A 24,399-nucleotide genomic window follows, 5' to 3' on the forward strand; every position below is an offset into this window, starting at 1 on the left:
GGGCCGGGGTGCGCGGTCAGACCGCCGCGTCGGCGATCAGCTTCAGCGCCAGTGCCTTGGTCTGGGCGTCCGCCGTGTCCGGGTCGCCGGTACGGAACGGGGGCTCGGGGTCGTACTCGATCGCCAGCTCCATGGCCCGCGCCACCTGCTCGTTCGAGAGCCGGGCGGCGAGGTGCAGCCCCATGTCGATCCCGGCGGAGACCCCCGCCGCCGTGATGATCTTCCCGGTCTCGACGAACCGTCCCGGTGCGTAGACCGCCCCGACCTCCTTCAGATAGGGGCGGGAGGCCCAGTAGGTGGTGGCGGGAAGCCCGCGGAGCAGCCCGGCCGCGCCGAGGATCAGCGAACCGGTGCAGATCGAGGTGGTCCAGACGGTGTGCCGGTGGGCCCGGCGGATCCAGTCGAGGATCCGGGCGTCGGCCATCGACGCGGTCGTCCCGCGCTCACCGCCGCCGGGCACCACCAGCACCTCGGGACGCGGGACCTCACCCAGGGACTTCTCCGCCGCGATGCCCAGCTCGCCGGTGTCCGTCCGGACCAGTCCCGGCCTGACGGCCACCGTGGTCACCCGGACCCCCGGCACCCGGCACAGGGCCTCGTACGGTCCGACCGCGTCCAGCGCCGTGAACCCGTCGTACAGCAGCACCGCGACCTCGACCCGCCCGCGACGGCCGTCCCCCGCCGTCTGACCGGCCGTCTGAGCGGCCGCCGCCGGAGCCGCCGCCGCGGTGGCCGCGATCCCGGCGCCCAGCGTCACCCCCGCCACGGTCCGCAGCACTCCACGGCGGTCCTGCCCGAACTCGTCACTCATTCCTCGACCCTCTCGCTCGCCCCGACAACCTGTGTGCCAGTAGTCGGCCGCGACCGCGGGCGAGTTCCCGGGCGTCGGCGGGTGATCCACACCGACGGCCGCCCCGGGCGGGTCAGGGTGCCGTCGGCCGGGGTGTCAGCAGTTCGACCAGCCCCGCCGGTCCCTCGTCGCCATGGCCCTGCTCGACGCGGCGCTTCATGAGGGCGAAGTAGGGGGTGAGCAGTTCGGGACTGACGCCCTGGTCGCGGGCCGTGGTGAGGAAGGTACTGACCCCCGCCGACTGCATGGACAGGGGAGCGACATCGCCGGTGGGGTAGTGACCGCTCGCCACCTGGTCGGAGATCTGCTCGATGGCGGAGGCCATCGACATCACCCAGTTCACCAGGCGCGGGGTGAAGTCCCGGAGGTTGATCTCCTTCTCGTCGCGGACCAGGGCGAGGGCGTGGGTGACGCCCGCGAGTGTGCCGTACATCCCGCTGAGCAGGGCGATGTCCTGGAGGGCCGCGTGTCCGGCGTCCACACCGGCGAACTCCGGGACGAGCGGGACACCCAGGGTCGCCTCGTGCGTCTCGAACAGGCCGCGGGAGCCGCTGAGGAGGACATAGCCGCCCGCCTCCGGGACGCCGACCATCGGTGGCACCGCCATGATGCCGCCGCTGAGGAAGCGCGCGCCGCGTGCCTCGGCCCATGCGCCGCGCGCACGGGCCTCGGCCGGGGTGCCCGTGGTGAGGTCGACCAGGTCCTTGCCGGCCAGGTCGGTGCCCTCCAGCGTCTGCCCGACCGACGCGTCGTCCAGCAGACAGGTCACGACCAGGGTGTTCGCCGCCACGGCGGCCGCGGGGCTCCGTACGGCCACCGCACCCTCGGCCACCAGGGCGTCCGCCTTGCCCGCGGTGCGGTTCCAGACGGTCAGGGAGCAGCCCGCGGCGAGCCAGGCACGGGCGAAGGCGGTACCCATGCCGCCCAGGCCGAGGAAGGAGAGGGAAGGGGCGGAGGCGCCGGAAGCGACGGAGGGGTAATCAGAAATAGGGTGAGTCATGACGATGAGGCTTGTCGCGCGATCGGCGCGGGACAAGTACGTACTTCGAAGTGGGCACGTTCCCCTGGGTATGTGACCAGGTCGGAGAGGGGTGGACAGGGATGGCGACCGTGGGCAGGCCGGGTGGGCCCGACGCGTACCACTGCGGAATCGACGCCGCGATGGATGTGATCGGAGGGAAGTGGAAGGTGCTGATCCTGTGGGCGCTGGAGGAGCGGCCCCGCAGATTCGGCGAGCTGCGCCGGATGCTCCCCGGGGTCACCGAGAAGGTGCTCACCGCCCACCTCCGCGAACTGGAGACCGATGGCGTCGTGACCCGCAGGGTGTTCGACGAGGTCCCGCCACGGGTGGAGTACGCGCTGACCGGTCCCGGCGCGGAACTCGGGGCCGCGCTCGTGCCGTTGGGGCGGTGGGGACGGACCCATGTCCTCGGGAAGCCCGCGCGGTACGAGGAGGCGCCGTAGCGGACGGGTACGGCGGCGCACGTCCGGCGGGTGGTTGGTAGCGTGATCGCCGTGACGGAGCTGGAGCAACTGGTCCTGACCCCCGACGAGCGGGCCCGGGGGGTCCCGGTCGACGGTGTGCTGTTCGGGATGGACTGGACGGGCGAGGAGCACCCGGGGCAGTTGGCGGCGTTCGTGGCCGGTCGGGTGCGGGCCTTCGGCGTGGAGCCGGTGGATGTCGACACCGAAGCCGTCCACCGGGCGACCGCCGGGGCGGATCCCGCGCCGGGCCGTGGCGACGCCCCGGTCCGCCAGCTCGATCATCTCGCCGGGGTGCTGACGCGTCTGGGCTGCGCGCTCCTGGTGTGGGACACCGGCACCGACACCTATGAACTGCTGGTGGCGCTGACCGGGGAGAGCGAGCCGACCGGACTGACCCACCAGGGCGTTCCGGTGCGGGCCTGGGGCTCGGCACGCGATCCGGCCCTGGTCAGCCTGGACTGCCCGGACTGCGCGCGGATGCTGGTCTGGGAACTGCCGCCGGACCAGACCCTGGCCGATGAGCGCTGCGACTGCGGAACCGCGTTGTTCGACGGGCTGGGGCGGGCACTGCCGGGCATCACCCTCCACGACTGAGCCGGACGGGCCCGGCCGTTCTGTCGTCCTCCCGGGGGCGGGAGGTCCGGTGGGGCGTTCCTCGTCGCTGCGGCCGAGATGGGTGAGCCAGGCCAGGGCGGCTGGGTCAGCGGCCCGTCCCGCCCGTTGCCCCGGGCCTGCCTCTTGTGTCAGGCAGGGAGCCGGTAGAGGAGCAAGGCACTCGCCCGCCCCTTCGTCCCCTCGGGGGGAGTTCAGGGGGTGTCCGCCGTGACCCAGGGGGTACGGTCCCGGCGTCGGCGCGCGACCGCGGGGGTATGACGTGCCGCCCCTGGTGCGCCGTGACCGTGCGGGTGATCCGGATACGAGCGTGGCTTCGCCGTCCCTCGCGACGTGTCTGGCTCAGTGCTTCCCGCCGGTTTGTCTCGGGGTGGTCTCGATCCGCCCGTCCACCGGATGAGGGGGATGCCCATCTGTTTGTATCTGGTCCATTCTTGAACGATCACGTTTCCTGGAGCCTGCTTTGGCCATGCCCGCGTACCCGCCGCCCCTCGGCCCGCCCCCGCCTCCGCCGCCGCCCGCGAACCGGCTCAGTGGCAAACAGAAGGCGACGCTCGGATGCGGCGGGCTGGTCTTCGTCGTCCTGGCCATCGGGTTGATCGGGTCCACGGTCTCCTCCTCTCCGCGCACGGTCAGCAAGTCGGTTCCCGGGCCTACGGTGACGAAGACGGTGACGGTGACGGTCACCCCGGAGGCCAAGGCACCCGAGGGCGCCACTCAGCCGAAGAAGCCGCGGCCCGTGGGCACGAGCGCCGCGACCTCGGCGGCGAACACGGACACGGACACGGACACGGCGAGGCTGCCGAACCTCGTGGGGCAGCAGCTCCAGGCCGCGCAGGACGCGGCGCAGGCCGCGGGCTTCTACCTGCTCAGCTCGTATGACGCGACCGGTGCGGACCGTATGCAGGTGCTGGACCGGAACTGGAAGGTCTGCTCCCAGAGCCCCGCTCCGGGAGCGGCTGATCCGTCCAGGATGGTCGACTTCGGAGCCGTCAAGATCGAGGAGACCTGTCCATGAGCAATCCATACCCTCCGCACCCCCACGTACCGACTCCGCCGCCCGGCGCGGGCGGTGGCACCTCGCTCGACGGGAAGCGGAAGACGCTGCTCGGCTGTGGTGGGATGGTGGCCGTCACCTTTGTCCTCGCCCTGGTGGCCGGTGCCTGCGCGCCCGATGACGTGGTGAAGGCCAAGGCCGTTCCGGGGCCCACGGTCACGGCCACGCGTACCGTCACCGCGCCGCCGCCGGTGCCTCCGCCGACCTCCCCGCCGACCTCCCCGGCACCGGAGGCGACCGAGCGGGAGACAGCACCGCCGAAGCCCAAGCCCGAGGCGAAGCCCAAGCCCAAGCCCGAGGCGAAGCCGAGAATGACGCCGACGAGGGACGGGGGCGGTGGTGACGTGTACTACAAGAACTGCACGGCGGTTCGTGCCGCCGGTGCCGACCCCATCCGCCGGGGTGATCCCGGGTTCGGCCCCCACCTCGACCGCGATGGTGACGGTGTCGCCTGCGAGTAGGGCGCGGGCGGGGGAGGGACGCGCCGGTCGGTTGACCACCACGCGCTCCCCGTGGTGGGTCGACCGTTGTCCCGGCGGCGCGTCCTGACGCATCTCGGCGGGCACGTCGGAGGGACGCGTCGGGAGAAGGGGGCGGTGGGCTGCGGTGTGCGAGTGTCCGTCATGTCCACGATCTCCGGTGCGGAGGGTCGAGTTTCGGCCATCCGTGTGGTCGGGGGGCAACGGGGTCCGGGCCTTCCCGCTCTTCTCCGCCGGGACCGGGTAGCGGGGCCGGTCCCGGTCTTGCACCCCCCGACCCCGTGCAGCAGGGAGTCACGTGTTCTCCAGTAAACGTCCAGGTCGCGGGCGGATCACCGCCACCGCGACCCTTGCGGCGGCGGCACTTGTCGCCGGACTGACCAGTACGACGGCCGTCGCGGAACCCGGCACCACCGGGGGCGGGGTGACCGTCGGCCAGGCCGGGGCCGGTATCCGCTGGGTCACCCTGATCACCGGGGACCGGGTCGGTCTGGATGGCCGGGATCAGGTCGTCTCGGTCGAGCGGGGCGAGGGGCGTGAGCGGACGGCGGTACGGAGCTGGACCGAGCGCGGCCGTACCTACGCCGTGCCCGCCGACGCCGGGCGGCTGATCGGCCGGGGTGTTCTGGACCGCAGGCTCTTCGATGTGACGGGGCTCGGCGGCCCCGAGGGCCGACGGGCCTACGGTGACGGGCTGAAGGTCATCGTCGAGTACGCGGGGGCGTCGGCGTCCCGGGCCCGGCAGGGGGTTCGTGCCGACGCGAAGGTGGCGCGGACGCTGCCGTCGATCAACGCGGACGCCGTGACCGTTCCGAAGCGGGACGCGGGTGCGCTGTGGTCCGCCCTCACCGGGGCGGGAGCCGGGAGCGCCACCGCCCGGGCCGCCGGGACCGCGCCCGGGATCGAGCGGATCTGGCTGGACGCGGTGTACACCGCGAACCTGGACACCAGCGTGGGACGGATCGGCGCGCCGAAGGCGTGGCAGTCCGGGTACGACGGCACCGGCGTCACCGTCGCGGTCCTGGACAGCGGGGTCGACGACACCCACCCGGACCTGGCGAACCAGGTCGTCGGAGCGGCGAACTTCACCTCGTCCGCGGACACCAGGGACCGCAACGGGCACGGCACGCACATCGCCTCGACCATCGCCGGAACCGGCGCCAAGTCCGGCGGCCGGTACAAGGGTGTCGCCCCCGGGGCCAAGATCCTCAACGGCAAGGTCATGGGCGACTTCGGCATGGAGTCCGGGGCCATCGCCGCCGTCGACTGGGCCGTCGGCCAGGGTGCCGACATCGTCAACATGAGCTTCGGCACCGGTGACGGGCCCGAGATCAACCCGCTTGAGGCCCACATCAACCGGGTGACGAGGGAGAAGGGCGTCCTCTTCACCGTCTCCGCGGGCAATGAGGGACCCAACCCCGGTACCGTCGGCTCCCCGGGGAGTGCGGAGGCCGCCCTCACCGTCGGCGCCGTGGACGACGCGGACCGGATGGCCCCCTTCTCCAGCGTCGGCCCGCTGCACGACGGGTCGGTCAAACCCGACATCACCGCGCCCGGTGTGGGCATCACCGCGGCGTCGGCCCCCGGCAGCGACATCGCCGGACAGGTCGGCGAGAACCCGCCCGGCTACTTCACCATCGGCGGTACGTCCATGGCCGCCCCGCATGTGGCGGGCGCCGCGGCGCTGCTCAAGCAGCGGCACCCCGGCTGGACCGGCGAGCGGCTCAAGGCAGCGCTGACCGCCTCCGCCCAGGACGGCGGGCACTCCGTCGTCCAGCAGGGCACCGGCCGGGTCGTGGTCGACCGCGCCCTCGACCAGAGGGTGGTGGCCGACGAGACCACGGTCGCCTTCGGCCGTCAGCTGTGGCCGCACACGGACGACCAGACCGTCGCCCGGCAGATCACCTACCGCAACCTCGGCACCCAGGAGATCGCCCTGGACCTGGCGGTCCAGGGGCTCGCCCCCGGGGGTGGGCCCGCCCCCGCGGGCTTCTTCACCCTCGGTACGGACAAGATCACCGTTCCGGCCGGTGCCACCGTCACCGTGCCCTTCACCGTGGACACCCGGATCGGCGGCGATGACAACGGCCTCTACACCGCCGTCGTCACCGCGACCGGCGGCGGCCAGACCGTGCGGTCCACGGCCGCCGTGGACCGGGAGGTCGAGTCGTACGACCTGACCCTTGACTTCGTGGGCCGGGACGGGCGGCCCGGCACCGAGTTCTACACCTATCTGCGGCAGATCTCCGGCGCGGGCGACGCCGCCGAGACCCTCAACGGCAGTGCCACCGGCACGGAGAAGCTCCGGCTGCCGAGGGGTGACTACGCCGTCTTCGCCAACCAGTCGCACCCGTCCGGCGGTTCGGACCGGCTGGTCCACCCCGGTCTGGCGCTGACGAAGAACACCACCCTCAGCATCGACGCCCGCACCACCAAGCCCGTCGAGATGACCGTCACGGACCCCGGGGCGCGGATGACCGGCGCCGCCGCGGCCGTCTCCGTCGGCATCGGAGCGCGGTCCATGGAGTTCAAGGACCACTTCGCCACCACCTTCGACGGCTTCCGTACCGCGCGGCTGGGGACGGAGCAGCCGGCCGGGGTCGAGCTGCGGGACGCCCTCTACGCCCAGTGGGAGCGCGACGCCTCGACCCAGTACAGCCTCGCCGCCGGAGGCGAGGTGACGCGGCTCTTCACCGGTTACAGCAAGAGGTTCGGGGCCGCCGACTACGCCAGGGTCACCGCGAGCCTCGGTGCCTCCGTCCCGGGCAAGACGGGGCACACGACGGCACTGGGCGGGACGGAACGCTTCGACTTCGACTCCGCCTACCCCTTCGCCCTGCCGGGCTCCCGGACCCACTATCTGGCCACCGACGGGAAGGCCAACCTGTGGTCGCTGTCGGGGGAGCAGCTCGATGCCCAGGGCTGGCAGGAGATCGAGTACACCGCTCCGGAGCGGGACTTCGGCCCGGGGACGAGTGACCGGGTGACGCTGGGCACCGCCGTGCACGGTCCGCTGATGCGGGGCCGCAACGGTGTCTTCCGCCAGGGGAACCGGCTGGAGTTCGCCGTGCCGCTCTTCTCCGACGGGCGGGGCAACCTCGGCCGGTCGTCGTATCTCTCGGCGAAGACCACGCTCCACCAGGGCACCACCCTGATCGGGGAGAAGGAGGACCCGCTGATGGGCTGGGAGTTCTACGGTGTCGGGGCGGATGACGCCGAGTACACCCTGGCCACATCGGTGCGGCGGGGTCCGGACGTCTCCGCCGTCGGCACCCGGATCGACGCCTCCTGGACCTTCCGCAGTGCCAGGCCGCCGACGGACGCCGAGACACGCACCGCCCTGTCCACCGTACGGTTCGGTGCCCAGGTGAAGCTGGACGGTACGGTTCCGGCGGGCCGTACGGTCACGTTCCCGGTCAGCGTGCAGGGGCCCGCCGCGGGTACGGGGCTGAAGTCCCTTCAGGTCTCGGTCTCCTATGACCACGGCGTGACCTGGCGGACGACGCCCGTCAGCAAGGGCAGGATCACCATCGAGAACCCCGCCAAGGGGAAGTCGGTCGCGCTGCGCGGCGAGGTCGCCGACACGCGGGGCGGCACGGCGAGCGTGGCCGTGTACGACGCGTACATCGGGGCGTAGCAGCGCATCGCCCCGGGTGACGGAAGGGCTCCACGGCCAGGGCAACCGGGCGGTGGGGCCCTTCCCCGTGTGGTGCGGCGGGAGCGCCGCCGGTCACGGCCGGTCACGGTGGTGGCCGGCCGTGCGCGCCGTCGGCCCGTGTACGCCATCCCGGGGGTGCCGGGCCGATCGAGCGAGGCGAGCGGGGGACGGGCGCCGGGCCGACCCGCTCACATGGTCCGCGGGGTGGCGGGCCCGGCGGCCCGGTGCGCCGCCGTCACTCCCCGCGGTGCGTGCCCGCGCCCTCCGTCCGTGCCCCGGCCATCAGCGCGTCGGCCGCCACGAAGCGCAGGTCCCGCTCCAGCAGGCCCTCGATCACCGCGGGCAGGGCCGCCACGCTCTGGCGGCGGTCGCCGCCGCCGTCGTGCATCAGGATGAGGGAGCCGGGACCGGCGTGGTCCAGCACCGTACGGGCGATGCGCTCGGGGCCGGGGCGGGCCCAGTCCCAGGAGTCGACGTCCCACAGGGCCAGGGCGGGCCCGCCGGTGAGGAGTTCGCCCAGGGCCTCCGGGGTGCGCGCCCCGTACGGCGGGCGGAAGACCGCCGGGATCCGGCCCACCGCGCGGTCGAACGCCTCCTCGGTGCGCTCCAGTTGGAGCCGGAACTGGCGGGGGGTCAGATCCGGCAGGAACGGATGCGACCAGGTGTGGTTGCCGAGACTGTGCCCCGCGTCCACGATCCGCCGCACCAGGTCGGGGAGCGTGTGCACATGGAGGCCCACGCAGAAGAACGTGGCCCGCACGCCGTAGCGGGCCAGGATGTCGAGCACCTGGCCGGTGTAGACCGGATCCGGGCCGTCGTCGAAGGTCAGGGCGATCTCAGGGCGGTCGCGCGGTCCATGGCGGAAGTAGCGTCCGGCCCGGGTGAGTTCCTCCTCGTAGGGCGCGCTGCGCCGGATGCCGCCGTGGTAGTCGTCGTCCCGGCCGCTCTGGCCGCCGCCCTCCGCCGTCAGCGCGGAGAGGGAGGCGAGGCCGGTCCTGGCCCGTTCGGCGAGGGTCAGCGCCGGTACGGAGCCGAAGTCGGGCCGCTGGGGGAGCACCCAGGGGTCGGCGCGGTAGACCGGCAGCCCGGCCGCGGTGAGCAGCCCGTCCACGAGGCCGTTGGTGCTCTCCAGGACGATGGCGTGGGGCGGTTCCAGCGCGGGCCCGGGCGCCGCGAGCCAGGCGGTCAGCTCGGGTACGCGCGCCGCGTCCCAGTGGGTCGGGGCTGTCGCCCGGTTCCCGTCGGCGTCGATGACCTCCACGTCGTAACCATCGACTGACCAGGCGATTCCCGCGTACAGCATGCGTTCTTCCTCCGTGCGGATGGGGGTGGGGAGAGGGGAGCGGGGGATGGGGAGTGGTGGTGAGGGGGGTGTCGCCCGGGCCGCCTCTCCGCCGGAGCCCGCCCTGGCGGAATGTCCGGGTCGGCGGTGCGGTCGCGGCCGGGGCGGGCGGACGGGCGCATACGGAACACCGCTGTGGGTGGGTGCGGTGGGCGGATTCCGGCTCCCTGGTGGGGCGGTGGGTTCCCTGGTGCGGTTGGTCGGCGGGCGGAGCCGATCCGGGGTTCCGGGCTCCGGTTCTCTGCTGAGCTCATCGATAAAACCCCCTCTGACGAGGGGTTTTGTTGCTCTGTTCAGGCTCTGGCGAGGTTCCGCCGACGGGCCCGATCCCCACCGATGTCCACGAACTCTCCATCATTGCGACACAAGTGCGACACCGGCACGCTATGGTTCGCATGCCCCGCCGAAGGTCCAGACCATATCCAAGGGCAACATCCGCGCGCCATGCCCGTGAACGTCTCCTGTGCCATCGATCCCCGGACCAACCGCCCCCGGGGGACTCGCTCTTGGAGGACACCATCAACGCCCAGCCCGCACCGTTGACCGTTCCCGACCTCCTCGACGCCCGCGCCGCGCAACAGCCCGACCGGGTCGCCATCGAGGTGCGCGGCGGTGGCTCGCTCACCTATGGGGGCTGGCGCGAGCGTGCCGTGCGGGCCGCCCAAGGGCTGGTGGACGCCGGGATCCGGGCCGGTGACATCGTGGCCCTGCGCTTCACCGACCGGGAGTGGGACGGTTACGCGGTCGCGATCCTCGCCGTGCACTACGCCGGGGCCGCGGCCCTGCCGCTCCGCGCCGACCTGGCCGCACCGGAGGCGGTACGGCTCGCCGGGATCTGCGGTGCCACCACGGTCCTGCGCGGGGCCGAACTGCCGCCGCTGGGTGCCGCCCTGGGCGCGGCGGACCTGTCACTGGCGGGGATCGAGGTGGCCGGGGCGGTCGGTATCGGGATGGCCGGGGCGGTCGGGGCCGAGGTGGCCGGGGAGGTCGGGATCGGGCGAGTGGGGAACGGGGCGGCCGGGGCCGGGGTGGGCCGGGACGCGTCGGCCAGCTCCTGGACCGCGTCCGGCCGCGTGCGTCGCGGCCCCGCCCCCGGCGACCTCGCGCAGGTCGTCGGCACCTCCGGCACCACCGGTGACCCCAAAGGCGTACGCGCCTCCCACGCCAGCCTCACGGCGGGGCAGCGGCTCCACCCCCGCCCCCGGCCCTACGCCCACTCCCGCCATGCCCTGCACTCCTTCCCCATCGGCACCAACGCCGGACAGGTGATGCTCATCAGCGCCCTCACCGGTGCGCCCACCACCGTGGTCCTGCCGCGCTTCGACGCCGAGGAGTTCGGCCGGGCCATCGAGGAACGGGGCGTCGGTACCGTCTTCCTCGTCCCGTCGATGGCGATCGAACTGCTCAACTCCGGTGTGCCCGGCCGATACGACCTCTCCAGCGTCCTGCTGCTCAGTTCCTCCGCCGCCGCCCTTCCCGCGCCCGTCGCCCAGGCCCTCACCGAGGCCCTGCCGAAGGCCACGGTCGTCAATGTCTACACCTCCTCCGAAGCCGCTCCCGCACAGCTCTCCGCCGTCGTCGGCCAAGCCCCGCCCGGTGCGGTGGGCCGCCCCACGGACCCCCGGGACCTGCGGATCCGCACGCCGGACGGCAGTCCCGTACCGTCCGGTGAGACGGGCGAGATCTGGTTGCGCCAGCCCGGCCCCCCGCGTTCGTACGCCGGTGACCCGGCCGCCGGTGTCACGGTCTTCCGCGACGGCTGGGTACGGATGGGCGACCTCGGGCGGCTGGACCAGGACGGCTATCTGCATCTGGTGGACCGCGAGAGCGATGTCATCAAGTCCGGCGCGCTCAAGGTCTCCACCCTCCGGATCGAGGACGCGCTGCACGAGCACCCGGACGTCGCGGACGCGGCGGCACTCGGTGTACCGCACCCCGTCATGGGGGCCGTGCCCGTCGCCGTCGTCGTCCCCACCGCCAGTGGTCTGGACCTCGACGCGCTACGGCTCTTCCTCAGCACCCGTCTCGCCCGCGCCGAACTGCCCGTACGCGTCATCGTCGCCGACGACCTGCCGCGCAACGCCTCCGGCAAGGTGGTCAAGCACCGGCTGCGCCCGCTCTTCGCGACCGACGGAGCGGAGGAAACGGCTACGGCGGCCGGGGTCCGGCCGCCCGGCACCCCCACCGAACTCCGCCTCGCCGCCCTCTGGCGGGAGGTGCTGGGCCGTCCGGTACGGGACGCGTCCGACGAGTTCTTCGCCCTCGGCGGCGACTCCTTCCGCGCCGTACACCTCGCCACCGCCGTCGCCGACCAGTTCGGCGTCGAGACCGGCGCCGACCTCGTCTTCGGCCGCCCCTCGCTCCGGGCCCAGGCCGCCTGGCTGGACGAGGCGGCGGGCCGGGAACCGACCCCCGAGGGCGTCCCGGGCGACCCCGCGCCCGCCCCGGAACCACCGCCCTATCTGCGTGCCCTGCGGGCCCAGCGCCACGAGGTCCCGCTCACCAGCCAGCAGGAGAACTTCCTCGACTGGATGGCCGCGGAGGACGGCCGTGACGTCGGTGCCGTCACCGCCCTCTTCCGTGTCACCGGCCCGCTGGAGCGCCCCGCGCTCGGCCAGGCCCTGTCCGCGCTGGTACGGCGCCACCCCGCCCTGCGGACCCGGTTCGTCCCCGTTCCCGGCGGCGTACCCGGCCTGGTACGCACCGTACTGGACGACGAGGCCCGCGCCCGCGTCACTCTGACGGACGCCCCCGGCGCCACCGACGACGAGGTGAACGCCCTGCTCATCGCCGAACGGGACCGCCTCACCGACCTGGCCGCCGACCCGACGGCCCGGCTGCTCGTCGTCTCCCGTGGCCCCGAGGACCACATCGTCCTGCTCGCCGTGCACCACATGGTCGCCGACGGCTGGTCGATCGGCGTCCTGCTGCGCGAACTCGGCCTCGCCTATGACGCCCTGCGCCGGGGCCGCACCCCCCGGCTGCCCGAACCCGGCCTGCCCTACCCGGAACTGGTGCGCTGGTCCCACGACCGCTGGGAGAGCGGCCGGCGGCACTTCGCCACCGCGCTCGCGGGCGCCCCCTCCGCGCTCGACCCCTTCCCGGGGCGGCGCGCCGTCGACCGCGTGCACACCGTCGCGCACCCCTTCACCGTCGCCTCCGGCCCCGCCGCACGGCTACGGGAGCGGGCGGGCGCGCTCGGCGTCACCCCGTTCATGGCTGTCGCCGCCCTGTGGAGCGCCCTGCTCACGGCCCGCGCCGACAGCCCCGACCTGGTGCTCATGACCCCGGTACCGGGTCGGACCAGGGCCGAGGCGCACCAGGCCGTCGGCTGTCTGGTGCAGTCCCTGCTGGTACGGGTGGACTGCTCCGGCCGCCCCGGCTTCGCCGAACTCGCCGAGCGGGTCCGCCGGGCCGCCACCGCCGCGCTCGACCACCAGATGTACCCGTACGCCGAGTTCACACCGCATGTGGTCGCCTTCCCGGCCTGGCTGCGGTACGAGAACTGGGCCGCCGAAGCCCATCTGCCTGGCCTGCGCTGCGAGCCGTGGCCGTTGCCGCGCGGCACCACCGTGCCCTGGCCGCTGCCCGGCGGGGACCTCGGGGTACCCGAGCTGACCGTGGTCGAGCAGCCGGACGGGTCGCTGAACTGCTGGATCCAGTACAACGCGCTCGCCTTCGAGGAACCGGTGATCACCGCGCTCGCCGATGACTTCCATACGGCCCTGATCACGGCCGCCGGGTCATGAGACCCGCCGGACCACGGGAACTGTCCGGTTCTGAGATCTGGTTGGTCCAGAGACCTGGCCGGCCCTGAGATCAGCCTGCCCCTGACCCTGACCCTGACGCCGATCCGGTCCTGAGACCTGCCCGGTCCTGATGGCGTCGACGCGGCCCTGACACCTGCTTGGCCCCCGACACCTGCTTGGCCCCGAGACCCGACCGGTCCTGACACCTGTCCGGTCCTGACACCTGCCTGGTCCCGCTCCCCGTCGAGCCCTGCCCCCACCTGGCCATCGCCCCGCCCTGACCAGCACCCTGTTCCGGCCGTCGTTCCGCCGGAGCATCCGTCCTCGCCGACCCGCCCCCGTTCTGGCGTTCTGCCCTCCTGACGTCATCCGCTCCGACCGTCACCCCGTCGTGACACGTGCCATCAAGCACCATCGCCCGCCGTCGAACGCGGCCCACCCTGTCGCGTCACCGTCACCCCTCCGCCCGCCGTCAGCGCCGACAGCGCCGAATTCGGGTTCCCGTCCCCGCGCCTCCACCCCGCCCCGCCTGCCCCCGTACCGACCCGCGCCGGGCGGGAGCGGTGCCCGATCACGCTCGCGCGCACCCAACCGCCGTACCGCTCCACCTGTTCCTTCGCAGCACCCCGCACCACGCGTCCCTACGCCGAACAGACCGAGGAAGACCTGTGACCAGCACCCCCGCCAGCGCCGCCCAGCAGGGCATCTGGATCAGCGAGCGGCTCGCGCCGCTCGGCTCCGTCCATCACATGCCCTTCGCCGTCCGCTTCGAAGGCCCTCTGGACTCCGCCGCCCTCGCCGCCGCCTGCGCCGATATGGCCGACCGCCACCCCGCCCTGACCCTGACCGTGCGCGCGGAGGACGGTGTTCCGCTGCTCGCTCCCGGCCCGGCGCCCATGCTGGCCGTACGCGAGACCACGCCGGAACGGCTGCCAGGGGAGCTGGCCGCCGCGAGTGCCGAACCGTTCGATCTCACGGCGGGACCCCCCGTGCGGTTCACTCTGCTCCGTACGGACGCCACCCACGCCACCCTGCTCGTGGTCGCGCACCACATCGCCTTCGACGGCACCTCCACCGATGTGTTCCTGAGTGACCTCTCGGCCTGCTACGCCCACCGCACCGGGCGCGGACCGGCCCCGGCCCCGGACGCCCCCGGCGGCACCTCGCTCACCCACACCGCCGACCTGCCCGGGCCCGACGCCCGCGCGATCACCGAGGCGTCCGCCCACTGGGCCGGCCGTCCGCTGCCCGATCCCACGGTGCTGCTGCCGGGCCTCGACACCGGACCGGACGGAACCGACGGCGCCGGCCCCGGCGCGGCCGTCGGCTTCGACCTCGACCCCGCCCTCCGCGCCGACCTCGCCGACACCGCCGGGAAACTCGGCGTCACCTTCTTCGAACTGCTCGTCGCCGCCGTCCACACCCTCCTGCTGCGGTACGGGAACGAGCGCCCGGCCGTCACCGTCGGCCTCGGCACCCGCGCCCCCGGCACCGCCGACCGGATCGGCATGTACGCCAACGAGCTGCCCGTGGTCACCGCGCCCCAACCCGGGACCCCCTTCAGCGAGTTCGCCCGCGCGGTCCGCGCCGTACTGCGCGACCGCTACCCGCACCGCCGCGTCCCCCTGTCCCGCGCCGTCCGGGGCCTGAAGCCCGGTCCCGCCCTCGCGCCCGTCATCCTCACCTACCGCCGCCGGATCGCCCCCGTCACCTTCCCCGGCGTACACGCGACCATCGACTGGACGCTCTTCCCCGGCACCGCGCGCGGCGCCCTCCGGTTCCATCTCCTCGACGGCCCGGACCGGCTGCGCGTCCTGCTGACGCACCGTACGGATGTGCCGTCGCCGGTCCGGGCCGAGCGGGTCGGGGCCCATCTGCGCGGACTGCTCGCCGCCATCGCCGCCGCCCCCGGCACCGCGCTGGCCGACCTGCCGTTCCTGGACGAGACGGAACGCGCCCCGCTGCACGGGCCCGCGCCCGCCGCCGACGCCCCCGGCGCCACCCTGCCCGCGCTGCTCGCCCGCTCCTTCGCCGCGTACGCCGGGCGGCCCGCCGTCACGGTCGGCGAGGAGACCCTGACCTACGCGGAACTGGCGACCGCCGCCCACACGCTCGCCCGGCGGCTCACCGCCGCCGGGACCGGCCCCGGCAGCGTGGTGGCGGTGTGCGCGGAGCGCTCCGCCGAGATGGTGACCGCCGTGCTCGCCGTCACCCTCGCCGGAGGCGCCTATCTGCCCGTCGACCCGTCCTATCCGGCGGAGCGCGTCGCGTGGGTGCTCGCCGACGCGGGCGTCTCGCTCGCGCTCGCCCAGCGCGGTACCGCCCATCTGGTCGACGGGCACGGCACCGTGCTGTCGCTCGACGACCCGCTGACGGCGGACGGGACCGATGGCCGGACGGAGGGCGCGCCGCTGCCGCTGCCCACCCCCGACGACCTCGCCTATCTCATCTACACCTCGGGTTCCACCGGACGCCCCAAGGGTGTCGAGGTCCCCCACGGCGCCCTCGCCCACCTCCTGCTGGCCTTCCGTGACACCGTGGCCGCCGACCCGGATGATGTCTGGCTCGCCCTCACCTCGCTCTCCTTCGACATCTCCGCCCTCGAACTGCTGCTGCCGCTGATCACCGGCGGCCGGGTGGTGATCGCGCGCGAGACCGAGACCCGCGACGGCCGCGCCCTCGCCGCCCTGGTCCAGCGGCACGGTGTCACCCACGCGCAGGCCACCCCGTCCGGCTGGCGGCTCCTGCTGGACGGCGGGCTGACCGCACCCGGCCTCACCGCCCTCTGCGGCGGCGAGGCCCTGCCCCTCGCGCTCGCCCGCCGACTACGCGCACGCGTCGCACGGCTCTGGAACGTCTACGGGCCGACCGAGACCACCATCTGGTCCACTGCCGCCGAGGTACCGCCCGCGCCCGGCGAGATCAGCATCGGCCACCCCATCGCCGGAACCACCGCCCTCGTCGTCGACCCGGCCGGACACCCCGTACCGCACGGTGTCACCGGTGAACTGGCCCTGGGCGGCGCGGGACTGGCCCGGGGCTACCGTGGTCTGCCCGAGCGCACCGCCGAACGGTTCGTCACCGACCCGGTCACCGGCGCCCGCCACTACCGCACCGGCGACCTCGCGCGGGTACGGCCCGACGGCGCGCTCGACTGCCTCGGCCGCCGGGACGACCAGATCAAGCTGCGCGGCCACCGGATCGAACTCGGCGAGATCGAGGCCAGGCTCCAGGAACACCCCGCCGTGGCGGCCGCCGCCGTCGCCGTCCGGGGCGGCGAGGACGACCCGGCCGGGCGGCTGCTCGTCGCCTACCCGGTCTGGCGGCCCGAGGTCTCCCAACCGACCGGCGCCGAGCTCCGCTCCTTCCTCGCCCGGACCCTGCCGGATGTGATGGTGCCCGGCGTCGTCCACCCGCTGGCGGCCCTCCCGCTCACCCCCAACGGCAAGACGGACCGCGCGGCCCTGCCCGAACCGGTCCGGGGCACACCGGAGACCGCGTCCCCGGACGAGGCCACGGCCCCGGACGACGGATGGGACGAGCTGGCCGACGAGATCGCCGCCATCTGGTGCGAGGTGCTGGGCCTGCCCGCCATCGGCCGCGACGACGATGTCGTCGACCTCGGCGCGCACTCCCTGACCATCACCCAGGTCGCGGCCCGGATCCGGGACCGGCTGGGGGTCGACGTACCGCTGCACGTCTTCTACGAGGAGCCCACGACGGTGGCCACGGTGACCGACGAGGTCGTGCGCGAACTGCTGGCGGAGGAGGCGTGATGGATCCCCTGAACCCCCCGCCCTCCCGGCCCCACACGCCCCCGGGCGGCCCCGCCGCCACGGCTGCCGCGCCCGTACCATCCGCTTCCGTCGCCTCCGTTCCCCTGCCCGTTCCCGTGGCCTCCGCTGCCGTACCGTCCCTCTCCGTACCGGCGATGCCCGCGCCCACGGGACCCGCGCCCGCCGCCCGTCCGGCCCGGCGGGCCCTGAACGGCGATCAGCGGGCCCTGCTCGCCCGGCGGCTGCGGGAGCGCGCCGCCGCCGGGTCCGCCCGGCCCACCGGCATCCCGGTACGTCCACACGGCGAACCGGTGCCGCTGTCCCTCGCACAGGAACGCCTCTGGTTCGTCGAGCAGCTGACCCCCGGCACCGCCGCCTACGTCCTGCCCACCGCCGGGCGGCTGCGCGGGCCGCTCCGCGCCGACGCCCTCGCCGAGGCGCTGCGACTGATCGCCGTCCGCCACGACCCCCTGCGCGGCTCGTTCCCCGAGGACGACAACGGCGCGCCCCAGGTGCGCGTCGCGCCCGCCGACGGCTTCACCGTGCCCTGGCGTACGCGTGATCTGACCGGGCTCCCGGCCGAGGAGCGGGAGAGCGCCGCGCGCGCCGCCGTGGAGGCCGAGGTCGCGCGCCCCTTCGACCTCGCGGACGGGCCCCTGCTGCGGGCCCTGCTGCTCCGCCTCGCCGACGACGACCACGTCCTCGTGATCTGCCAGCACCACCTGGTCGGTGACGGCTGGTCCGCCGGGGTGCTCCTGGACGAACTCCTCTCCGGCTACGAGGAACTGGCCCGGGGTGTCACCCCCGCCCCGCCGCCGCTGCCCCTGCGCTACGGCGACTTCGCCCACTGGCAGCGCGAGCGCCAGAACCTGCCGGAGGCCGCCGCCGACCTGCGGTACTGGTGCGAGACCATGGCCGGAGTCCCGCCGCTGGACCTGCCGGGTGACCGGGCGCGGCCCGCCCTGCCCGGACCGGGTGGCGCGACGTACACCTTCCGGCTCGACGCCGACACCTACCGATCCGTCCGCGCGCTCTCCCGGTCCCGGGGTGCCACCCTCTTCATGACCCTGCTCGCCGCCTTCCAGGTGGTGCTCGGCCGCTGGGCGGGCCAGCGGGACTTCGCCGTCGGCACGCCGTTCGCGGGCCGCCCCACCGAGGCCACCGAGGGGCTGATCGGCCTCTTCAGCACGATGCTGCCGCTCCGGGCCGATCTGAGCACACCCGGGCCGGGGGCGGGGTCCGACGACGGCGCCGGACCCGATTTCGCGACCGTGCTCGACCGCGTCCGGGCCGCCGCCCTCGGCGCCCAGCGGCATCGCGAGACCCCGTTCGAGCGGCTGGTCGAGGCCCTCGACCTGCCGCGTGACCTCGGTCGGCCGCCCCTCTTCCAGGTCTCCTTCGCGCTCCAGAACCACCGGGCCCAGACGGTCCGCCCGCGCGACCTGGAGTGGCGCACCTTCCCCTTCGAGGGCAGCGGCGTCCATCTCGACCTCGGGCTGTACTGCACGGAGACCGAAGCGACCGAAGCGACCGCCGGACGCGGCGAGCCGGGCATCGACGCCTTCATCACCTACCGCACCGACCTCTGGGACGCCGACACCATCGCCCGCCTCGCCGGACACTGGCGGCGCGTCCTGGTCCAGGCCGCCGCCGACCCGCACACCCCCGTCGGCGCCCTCGACCTCCTCACCCCCGCCGAACGCGACCGGGTGCTGTACGAGTGGAACGACTCCGGTACCGCCCGCCCGTCCGCCACGACCCTCGCCGACGCGGTCGCCGCGCAGGCCACCCGTACCCCCGACGCGGTCGCCCTGGTCCACGAGGGCCGCACCCTCACGTACACCGAACTCGACCGCCGGGCCAACCGGCTGGCCCGGCTGCTGCGCACCACCGGCGCCGGGCCCGACCGGCTCGTCGGCGTCTGTCTGGACCAGGGCCTCGACCAGGCGGTCTGTCTGCTCGCCGTACTGAAGTCCGGCGCCGCGTACGTCCCCCTCGATCCCGAGCAGCCCCGCGAACGCCTCGCGCATATGCTCACCGACTCCGCGCCCGTCGCCCTGGTCACCACCTCCGTCCGGCGCTCCCTGCTGACCGCGTCCGACGCTCCCGTCCTGCTGCTCGACGGGCTCGCGGACCGGCTCGCCGCCGTCCCCGACACCCCACCCGGCCACGAGGCCGGCGCCGGAGCCGACGACCTCGCGTATGTGATCTACACCTCTGGCTCCACCGGCACCCCCAAGGGCGTGGCGGTACAGCACCGCCAGGTGCTCACCTACCTCGCCGGGGTACGCCAGCGCTTCGCCGAGGCCGGGCTGGCGGACGGCGCCCGCCATGTCCTGCTCCAGTCGCTCGCCTTCGACTTCGGCCTGACCACCCTCTATCTCTCGCTCACCACCGGCGGCACCCTGCATCTGCTGCCCCCGCGTACTCCCGGCCCCGAGCTGGCCGCCTACCTCGCGAAATGGCGCGTCGACTGCGTCAAACTCACCCCCTCCCATCTGGCCGCGCTCAGCGCGGAGGTGGACGACCCGGCGGAACTGCTGCCCCGGCGGCTGCTCGTCCTCGGCGGCGAGGCGTCCGGCTGGGAGTGGGCACGCGGGCTCGCGGCGGCGGGAGCCCGTACCGGCTGCCGGGTGATCAACCACTACGGACCGACCGAGGCCACCGTGGGCGCCACCACCCACCTCGTGGATCCGGCTGCCCCGGCGGCGGGACCCACCACCCCCATCGGGCGCCCGCTGCCGGGCGCCCGGGTCTATCTGCTCGACGCCCGGCGGCGGCCGGTGCCCGCCGGGGTGCCCGGGGAGCTGTGGATCGGCGGCGACCGGCTGGCGCGCGGCTATCTGGGCCTGCCGGAGCTGACGGCCGAACGCTTCCGTACCGACCCCTTCACCGGGGATCCCGGAGCCGGGGGCCGTGGACACCGCGCCGGGGACCCCGGCGCGAGGCCCGGCGGAGCCCCCCGTATGTACCGCACCGGGGACCTCGCCCGACACCGCTCCGACGGCACGATCGAGTTCCTCGGCCGCGATGACCACCAGGTCAAGATCCGTGGCTACCGGGTCGAACTCGGCGAGGTCGAGGCCCATCTCGCCCGGCTCCCGGGCGTCGCCCAGGCCGTCGCCGCCGCCCGGGGCCCGGCCGGGGAACTCGTCCTCGTCGGCTATCTCGTCCCCGCCGTGGACGCGACCCCGCCGCCGGTCGCCGAAGTGCGGCGACTGCTGGCCGAGAAGCTGCCCGACTACCTCGTCCCCTCCCGTTTCGTCGTCCTGCCCGAGCTGCCCCGGCAGGCCCATGGCAAGGTCGACCGGCGGGCCCTGCCCGAACCCGGCGCGCCCGGCCCCGCCGAAGGCGCCGCCTGGACGGCCCCGGCCACCCCCACCGAGCGCGCCGTCGCCGAGAGCTGGGCCGCTCTGCTCGCGCTGGAACGCGTCGGCGCGCACGACGACTTCTTCGACCTCGGCGGCCACTCCCTGCTGGCCATGCGGATGGTGGCGGCCCTGCGCAAGGTGCTCGGGCCCGAGGCCCGGATCACCCTGATGGACGTCTTCCGGGAGCGGACCGTGGCCGCGCTCGCCGCCCTGGCCGACCGGTCCGGAACCGAGCGCGGACCGAGCCGTCTCCTGCACGAGCTGACCCCTCGTCAGCCCGCCGACCGTGTCACGCTCTCCCTGGTCTGTCTGCCCTACGGCGGCGGCAGCGCCGTCGTCTACCAGCCGCTCGCGGACGCCCTGCCGCCCGGTGTCGCCCTGCACGCCGTCGCCGTCCCCGGGCACGACCTCGGCATGTCGGAGGAGTCGCTGCCGCTGGAGGAGGTGGCGCGCCGCTGCGCCGAGGAGGTGCTGGACGGGGTGACCGGCCCGGTCGCGGTGTACGGGCACTGCGGGGTGGGCGCGGCGCTCGCCGTCGAACTGGCCCACCGGCTGGCGACCGCCGGACGGGAGCCCGCCGCCGTCTATCTGGGCGGGATCTTCCCCTTCGCCCGGCCCACCGAGGGCCTGCTCGGACTGCTCGCCCGCTTCTCCGCCCTCGACCGGCGCCGCAGCGGACGGCTCCACCTCAACTGGCTCCGCTCGATGGGCGCCGATCTGGAGGGCCTGGACCCGGAGCAACTGGCCACGATCGTACGGAACGTACGGGAGGACTCCCGCGCCGCCGAGGCGTACTTCACCGAGCGGCTCGCCCGGCCGGTGCCCGCGCTGGCGTCCCCCGTGGTCTCGGTGATCGGCTCCGCCGACCCGGGAACCGAGTTCCACCGCGAGCGGTACCGGGAGTGGGGCTTCGTCGGCCTGACCACCGCCGTGGCCGTGCTGGAGGAGGGCGGCCACTACTTCCTCAAGCACCGCGCGGCGGAACTCGCCGAGATCGTCACCACGGTCCACCCGGCGGTCGCGGCCTCGCGTGCCGACTCCGTACCCGGGCCCGCCGGGACCACGAACGCCACTGAGGTCACCGCACTCACCCGGGACCACCGCCCCGCCCGCGCCACCTGGTGGCTGGACGGAGTCCACCACGCGCCCGGCGCCGGTGAACTCCCCACCACTCCGACGACCCGCCGCGACACCCGCCGCTTCGCGGCCGTCGCCGCCTCCCAGGTGATCTCGCAGACCGGCTCGGCGCTGACCGAGTTCGCCCTGCCGCTGTGGATCTATCTGTCGACGGACTCGGTCGCCTGGTTCGGGCTCTTCGCCGTCCTCGGCATCGTGCCGGGACTTCTGGCCGCCCCGGTCCTCGGCGGTCTGGTCGACCGGGTCGACCGCCGCCGGGTGATGCTGGCCGCGACCCTGGTCAGCGGTGGGTGCGAGGCGCTCCTCGCGCTGCTCTACTTCTCCGAGGTCTTCGGGACCCTGCGGCCCTGGCATGTCGGGGTGCTGCTGGCGATCCTCTCGGTCTCCCTCACCGGGCAGCGGCTCGCCTTCCAGTCGGCGATCCCGCAACTCGTACCGAAGCGCTACCTCGGCCACGCCAACGGCGTCGTGCAGATCTCGGGCGGCATCGCCCAGGTGGTCGCCCCGCTCGCGGCGGTCGGACTGCTCGCCGCCATCGGTCTGGGCGGAGTGCTGCTGATCGACGTGGTCAGCTATGCGGTGGCGGCACTGGTGCTGCTGTCCGTCCGCTTCCCGCGCACCCTGGCCGCCCGACGGCGCGAAACCCTGAAGCAGGAGATCACCGCCGGGTTCCGGCTGGTCTGGCGCAGGCCCGGGTTCCGGGCGATGCTCGTCTTCTTCGCCCTGCTCAACCTCTTCCTGCCGGTCCTGTTCCAGCTCGTTCCGCCGCTGGTGCTCGGCTTCTCCGGACTGGGTACGGTGGCCACCGTCTCCCTCGCGGGCGGGATCGGCGCGATCACCGGCGGGCTGGCGATGGGCCTCTGGGGCGGTCCGCGCCACCGCCGGATGCGCGGCATGCTGCTCGTGGTGCCGGTGCTGGCGTTCTTCGCCGTCCTGACCGGGCTGCGGCCCGAACTGCTGGTGGTCTGCGCCGGGGTGTTCGGGATGTCGATGTCGCTCTCCCTGCTCAACGGCATCTATCTGACGATCATTCAGGTGAAGGTGCCGCAGCGGTTCCACGGCCGGGTGATGGCCCTCAACCAGCTCGTCGCGTGGTCCACCCTGCCGGTCGGCTTCCTGCTGATCGCGCCGTTCGGCAGCCACTATCTGGAGCCGCTGATGTCCCCCGGCGGCGGCCTCGCCGACACCGTCGGCGCCGTCCTGGGCACGGGCGACGGCCGGGGCATCGGACTGCTCTACATCCTGCTCGGCGCCGCGATCCTGCTCCTGGGAGCGGTCTCGCTCCGGGTCCGGGTACTGGCCCGGTTCGACCAGGAGGTCCCGGACGCGCAGGCGGACGACCTGGTGGGGCTCGCGGCGCTGACGGCGGACCGGCCGGGCGGCGCCGAGGGTGCGGCGGGGACGAGCTGAAGGGGCGGGGGCGCGGGGTGCCGCGTCGTCCATCCGCCGGTGGACGCACCCGCACCTCCGCACCCCGCCCTGGCCCTCCTCAGGGCCGCTTCATCACTCGGACGGCAGCGAAGCCGTGCCGAGGGGGAACCACATGATATGGGCGTCGTTCCTGTCCGGCTTCGTGGTGTCGGCCACTACCTTGTATGCCAGTTCTGCGCCTTTGGGAACGGGAATCGTCATTGTCGGCTGCTGATAGACGGCTTCGTTCGCCTGGGCGGATCCATTGACCCTGAATTCTTCATAGTTCACCCCGATCACGACTGAGGTTTCCCACGTCTTGTTATCCGTGATCGGGAACATGACGACGATGATGCCGTCGGTCGCCGCCTGCTTCGTGGACGTTTTAGAGGTGCCGCTGTAGAGCGCTTTCTGCTGGCTGAACAGTGAGACGTTTCCCCATCCGCTGTTCAGGTCCTTGTTCGTGACGAGGCTGTCGACCGTTGCCGTCGTACCGGTCAGCGTCGCTGCCTTGAGCGCCGCCGTGATGGTCGCGCTGGCGGCGTCAAGGTGCGCGGTCGTGGTGCCCGCGAGCGTGCTGTCGCCCGTGACCTTCAGGGTGGTCGAGACATCGACGCTGGTCGGGGTGAGGACGGGGTTGGAGATGGTCAGCGGGAGCGTGGCGTAGAGCCGTTCGTCCGTCGACGCCCCGCCGGAGGTGGTGCCTCCGACCGCGCCGCCGGTCAGGGTCGCGGTGAGGAGGATGGTGGTGTCCCGGGTCAGGCCCGAGGCGAGTTCGTAGTGGGTGGTGGTACCGGTGTCGTGGCTCGTGGTGGGATCGCTGCCGGGGGAGGCGCTCCGGTCCGGCAGGGAGATGGTGAAATTGCTGCCGTTGCTCTCCCAGGAGAGATAGATCGACTCGCCCTTCACGAACTCCGTGCGGGGCAGTTCGTTCGATCCCGGCCTGGCGGCGGTGACGTTCCTCAGATAGAAGTCGGCGGGTGTTTTCCGGACCATGACCTGTTTCTCCTTGGGGGTGAAGGTGGCCGGGTCCGGGGAGGTGCCGGAGATTTCCCGGATACGGAGGGTGATATCGCCGACCGCGTCGTTCACCGCACCCCGCAGTCCGAGGTTCAGCGCGTCCGCGAGGGGCTGGCGGGTGCCGGAGGTGGAGTCGTAGATGACGGTCTCGTGGTAGTCGTCGGTGGTGCCGGGGACGGCGTAGGGGTCGGCGCTGCGGCGCGGGCCGGTGGTCGGGGCCCAGGTGTTGGCGCTGACGGACGCGGTCGGTGGGGTGAGGAAGAGGCTGGTGGTGCCGGGGCCGACCGGCACCGAGACCAGGATCTGGCCGCAGTACACGGGGGTGTCGGCGGGAGCGGCCGCCGTGATGCTCACCTGGGCCTGCGGATCGCTGACGGGCAGCCGGGACGGGCTGGCGGAGACGGTGTAGGTGAGCAGCGGGGTGTCCGAGGACATCGTGTGCTCCTTCATGGC

At 73.7% G+C, this 24,399-nt stretch carries 12 protein-coding genes; 8 read left to right on the forward strand and 4 right to left on the reverse strand.

From position 1 onward, the window contains the following. Positions 1-16 precede the first annotated feature (16 nt). Both ACFVIM_RS03370 and ACFVIM_RS03375 read right to left on the reverse strand, forming a co-directional pair. Entirely contained in the window at positions 17-811 is a 795-nt protein-coding gene (locus tag ACFVIM_RS03370; RefSeq protein WP_384297769.1) for a DJ-1/PfpI family protein, read from the reverse strand. Positions 812-923: 112 nt separating this feature from the next. After that, positions 924-1,850, reverse strand: coding sequence for an NAD(P)-dependent oxidoreductase (locus tag ACFVIM_RS03375; RefSeq protein WP_384297771.1), 927 nt, complete (start codon positions 1,848-1,850; stop codon positions 924-926). 101 nt (positions 1,851-1,951) lie between these two features. On the opposite strand from ACFVIM_RS03375, the gene ACFVIM_RS03380 reads away from it, so the two are divergent. The 5 genes from ACFVIM_RS03380 (at position 1,952) to ACFVIM_RS03400 (ending at position 8,120) form a co-directional block, all read left to right on the forward strand. Then, entirely contained in the window at positions 1,952-2,314 is a 363-nt protein-coding gene (locus ACFVIM_RS03380; protein ID WP_384297773.1) for a winged helix-turn-helix transcriptional regulator, read from the forward strand. A 51-nt stretch (positions 2,315-2,365) separates the two neighbouring features. Beyond that, positions 2,366-2,929: a hypothetical protein gene (locus tag ACFVIM_RS03385; RefSeq protein WP_384297775.1), complete on the forward strand. Its 564-nt coding sequence runs from the start codon at positions 2,366-2,368 to the stop codon at positions 2,927-2,929. A 487-nt stretch (positions 2,930-3,416) separates the two neighbouring features. Continuing rightward, entirely contained in the window at positions 3,417-3,965 is a 549-nt protein-coding gene (locus ACFVIM_RS03390; protein WP_384297778.1) for a hypothetical protein, read from the forward strand. Further along, entirely contained in the window at positions 3,962-4,465 is a 504-nt protein-coding gene (locus ACFVIM_RS03395) for an excalibur calcium-binding domain-containing protein (protein ID WP_384297779.1), read from the forward strand. Before ACFVIM_RS03390 ends, ACFVIM_RS03395 begins: the two co-directional genes overlap by 4 nt. A 316-nt stretch (positions 4,466-4,781) precedes the next feature. Next, positions 4,782-8,120: a S8 family serine peptidase gene (locus ACFVIM_RS03400; RefSeq protein ID WP_384297781.1), complete on the forward strand. Its 3,339-nt coding sequence runs from the start codon at positions 4,782-4,784 to the stop codon at positions 8,118-8,120. 256 nt (positions 8,121-8,376) lie between these two features. On the opposite strand, the gene ACFVIM_RS03405 is transcribed toward ACFVIM_RS03400, so the two are convergent. Next, positions 8,377-9,444, reverse strand: a complete 1,068-nt coding sequence (locus ACFVIM_RS03405) for a polysaccharide deacetylase family protein (RefSeq protein ID WP_384297783.1) — start codon at positions 9,442-9,444, stop codon at positions 8,377-8,379. A gap of 545 nt (positions 9,445-9,989) precedes the next feature. Here ACFVIM_RS03405 and ACFVIM_RS03410 point away from each other — a divergent pair. From ACFVIM_RS03410 to ACFVIM_RS03420, 3 genes are all read left to right on the forward strand, one after another. Continuing rightward, positions 9,990-13,232, forward strand: a complete 3,243-nt coding sequence (locus ACFVIM_RS03410; RefSeq protein ID WP_384297785.1) for an AMP-binding protein — start codon at positions 9,990-9,992, stop codon at positions 13,230-13,232. A gap of 668 nt (positions 13,233-13,900) precedes the next feature. Further along, positions 13,901-17,008, forward strand: a complete 3,108-nt coding sequence (locus ACFVIM_RS03415) for an amino acid adenylation domain-containing protein (RefSeq protein ID WP_384297787.1) — start codon at positions 13,901-13,903, stop codon at positions 17,006-17,008. After that, a complete protein-coding gene (locus tag ACFVIM_RS03420) occupies positions 17,008-22,926 on the forward strand; it encodes an amino acid adenylation domain-containing protein (RefSeq protein ID WP_384297790.1) in 5,919 nt (1,972 codons plus the stop codon). The genes ACFVIM_RS03415 and ACFVIM_RS03420 overlap by 1 nt, the downstream gene beginning before the upstream one ends. A gap of 93 nt (positions 22,927-23,019) precedes the next feature. On the opposite strand, the gene ACFVIM_RS03425 is transcribed toward ACFVIM_RS03420, so the two are convergent. Continuing rightward, complete coding sequence (locus ACFVIM_RS03425; RefSeq protein WP_384297792.1) at positions 23,020-24,381, reverse strand: hypothetical protein; 1,362 nt, start codon at positions 24,379-24,381, stop codon at positions 23,020-23,022. Positions 24,382-24,399: the final 18 nt, after the last annotated feature.

The organism is Streptomyces sp. NPDC057638, assembly GCF_042800315.1.
GTDB lineage: Bacteria > Actinomycetota > Actinomycetes > Streptomycetales > Streptomycetaceae > Streptomyces.

Bases quoted from the DNA above. Each gene is read 5' to 3' on its own strand.
- ACFVIM_RS03370 (WP_384297769.1), bottom strand. From the start codon at position 811: ATGAGTGACGAGTTCGGGCAGGACCGCCGTGGAGTGCTGCGGACCGTG.
- ACFVIM_RS03405 (WP_384297783.1), bottom strand. From the start codon at position 9,444: ATGCTGTACGCGGGAATCGCCTGGTCAGTCGATGGTTACGACGTGGAG.
- ACFVIM_RS03425 (WP_384297792.1), bottom strand. From the start codon at position 24,381: ATGTCCTCGGACACCCCGCTGCTCACCTACACCGTCTCCGCCAGCCCG.
- ACFVIM_RS03420 (WP_384297790.1), top strand. From the start codon at position 17,008: ATGGATCCCCTGAACCCCCCGCCCTCCCGGCCCCACACGCCCCCGGGC.
- ACFVIM_RS03380 (WP_384297773.1), top strand. From the start codon at position 1,952: ATGGCGACCGTGGGCAGGCCGGGTGGGCCCGACGCGTACCACTGCGGA.
- ACFVIM_RS03390 (WP_384297778.1), top strand. From the start codon at position 3,417: ATGCCCGCGTACCCGCCGCCCCTCGGCCCGCCCCCGCCTCCGCCGCCG.
- ACFVIM_RS03375 (WP_384297771.1), bottom strand. From the start codon at position 1,850: ATGACTCACCCTATTTCTGATTACCCCTCCGTCGCTTCCGGCGCCTCC.
- ACFVIM_RS03395 (WP_384297779.1), top strand. From the start codon at position 3,962: ATGAGCAATCCATACCCTCCGCACCCCCACGTACCGACTCCGCCGCCC.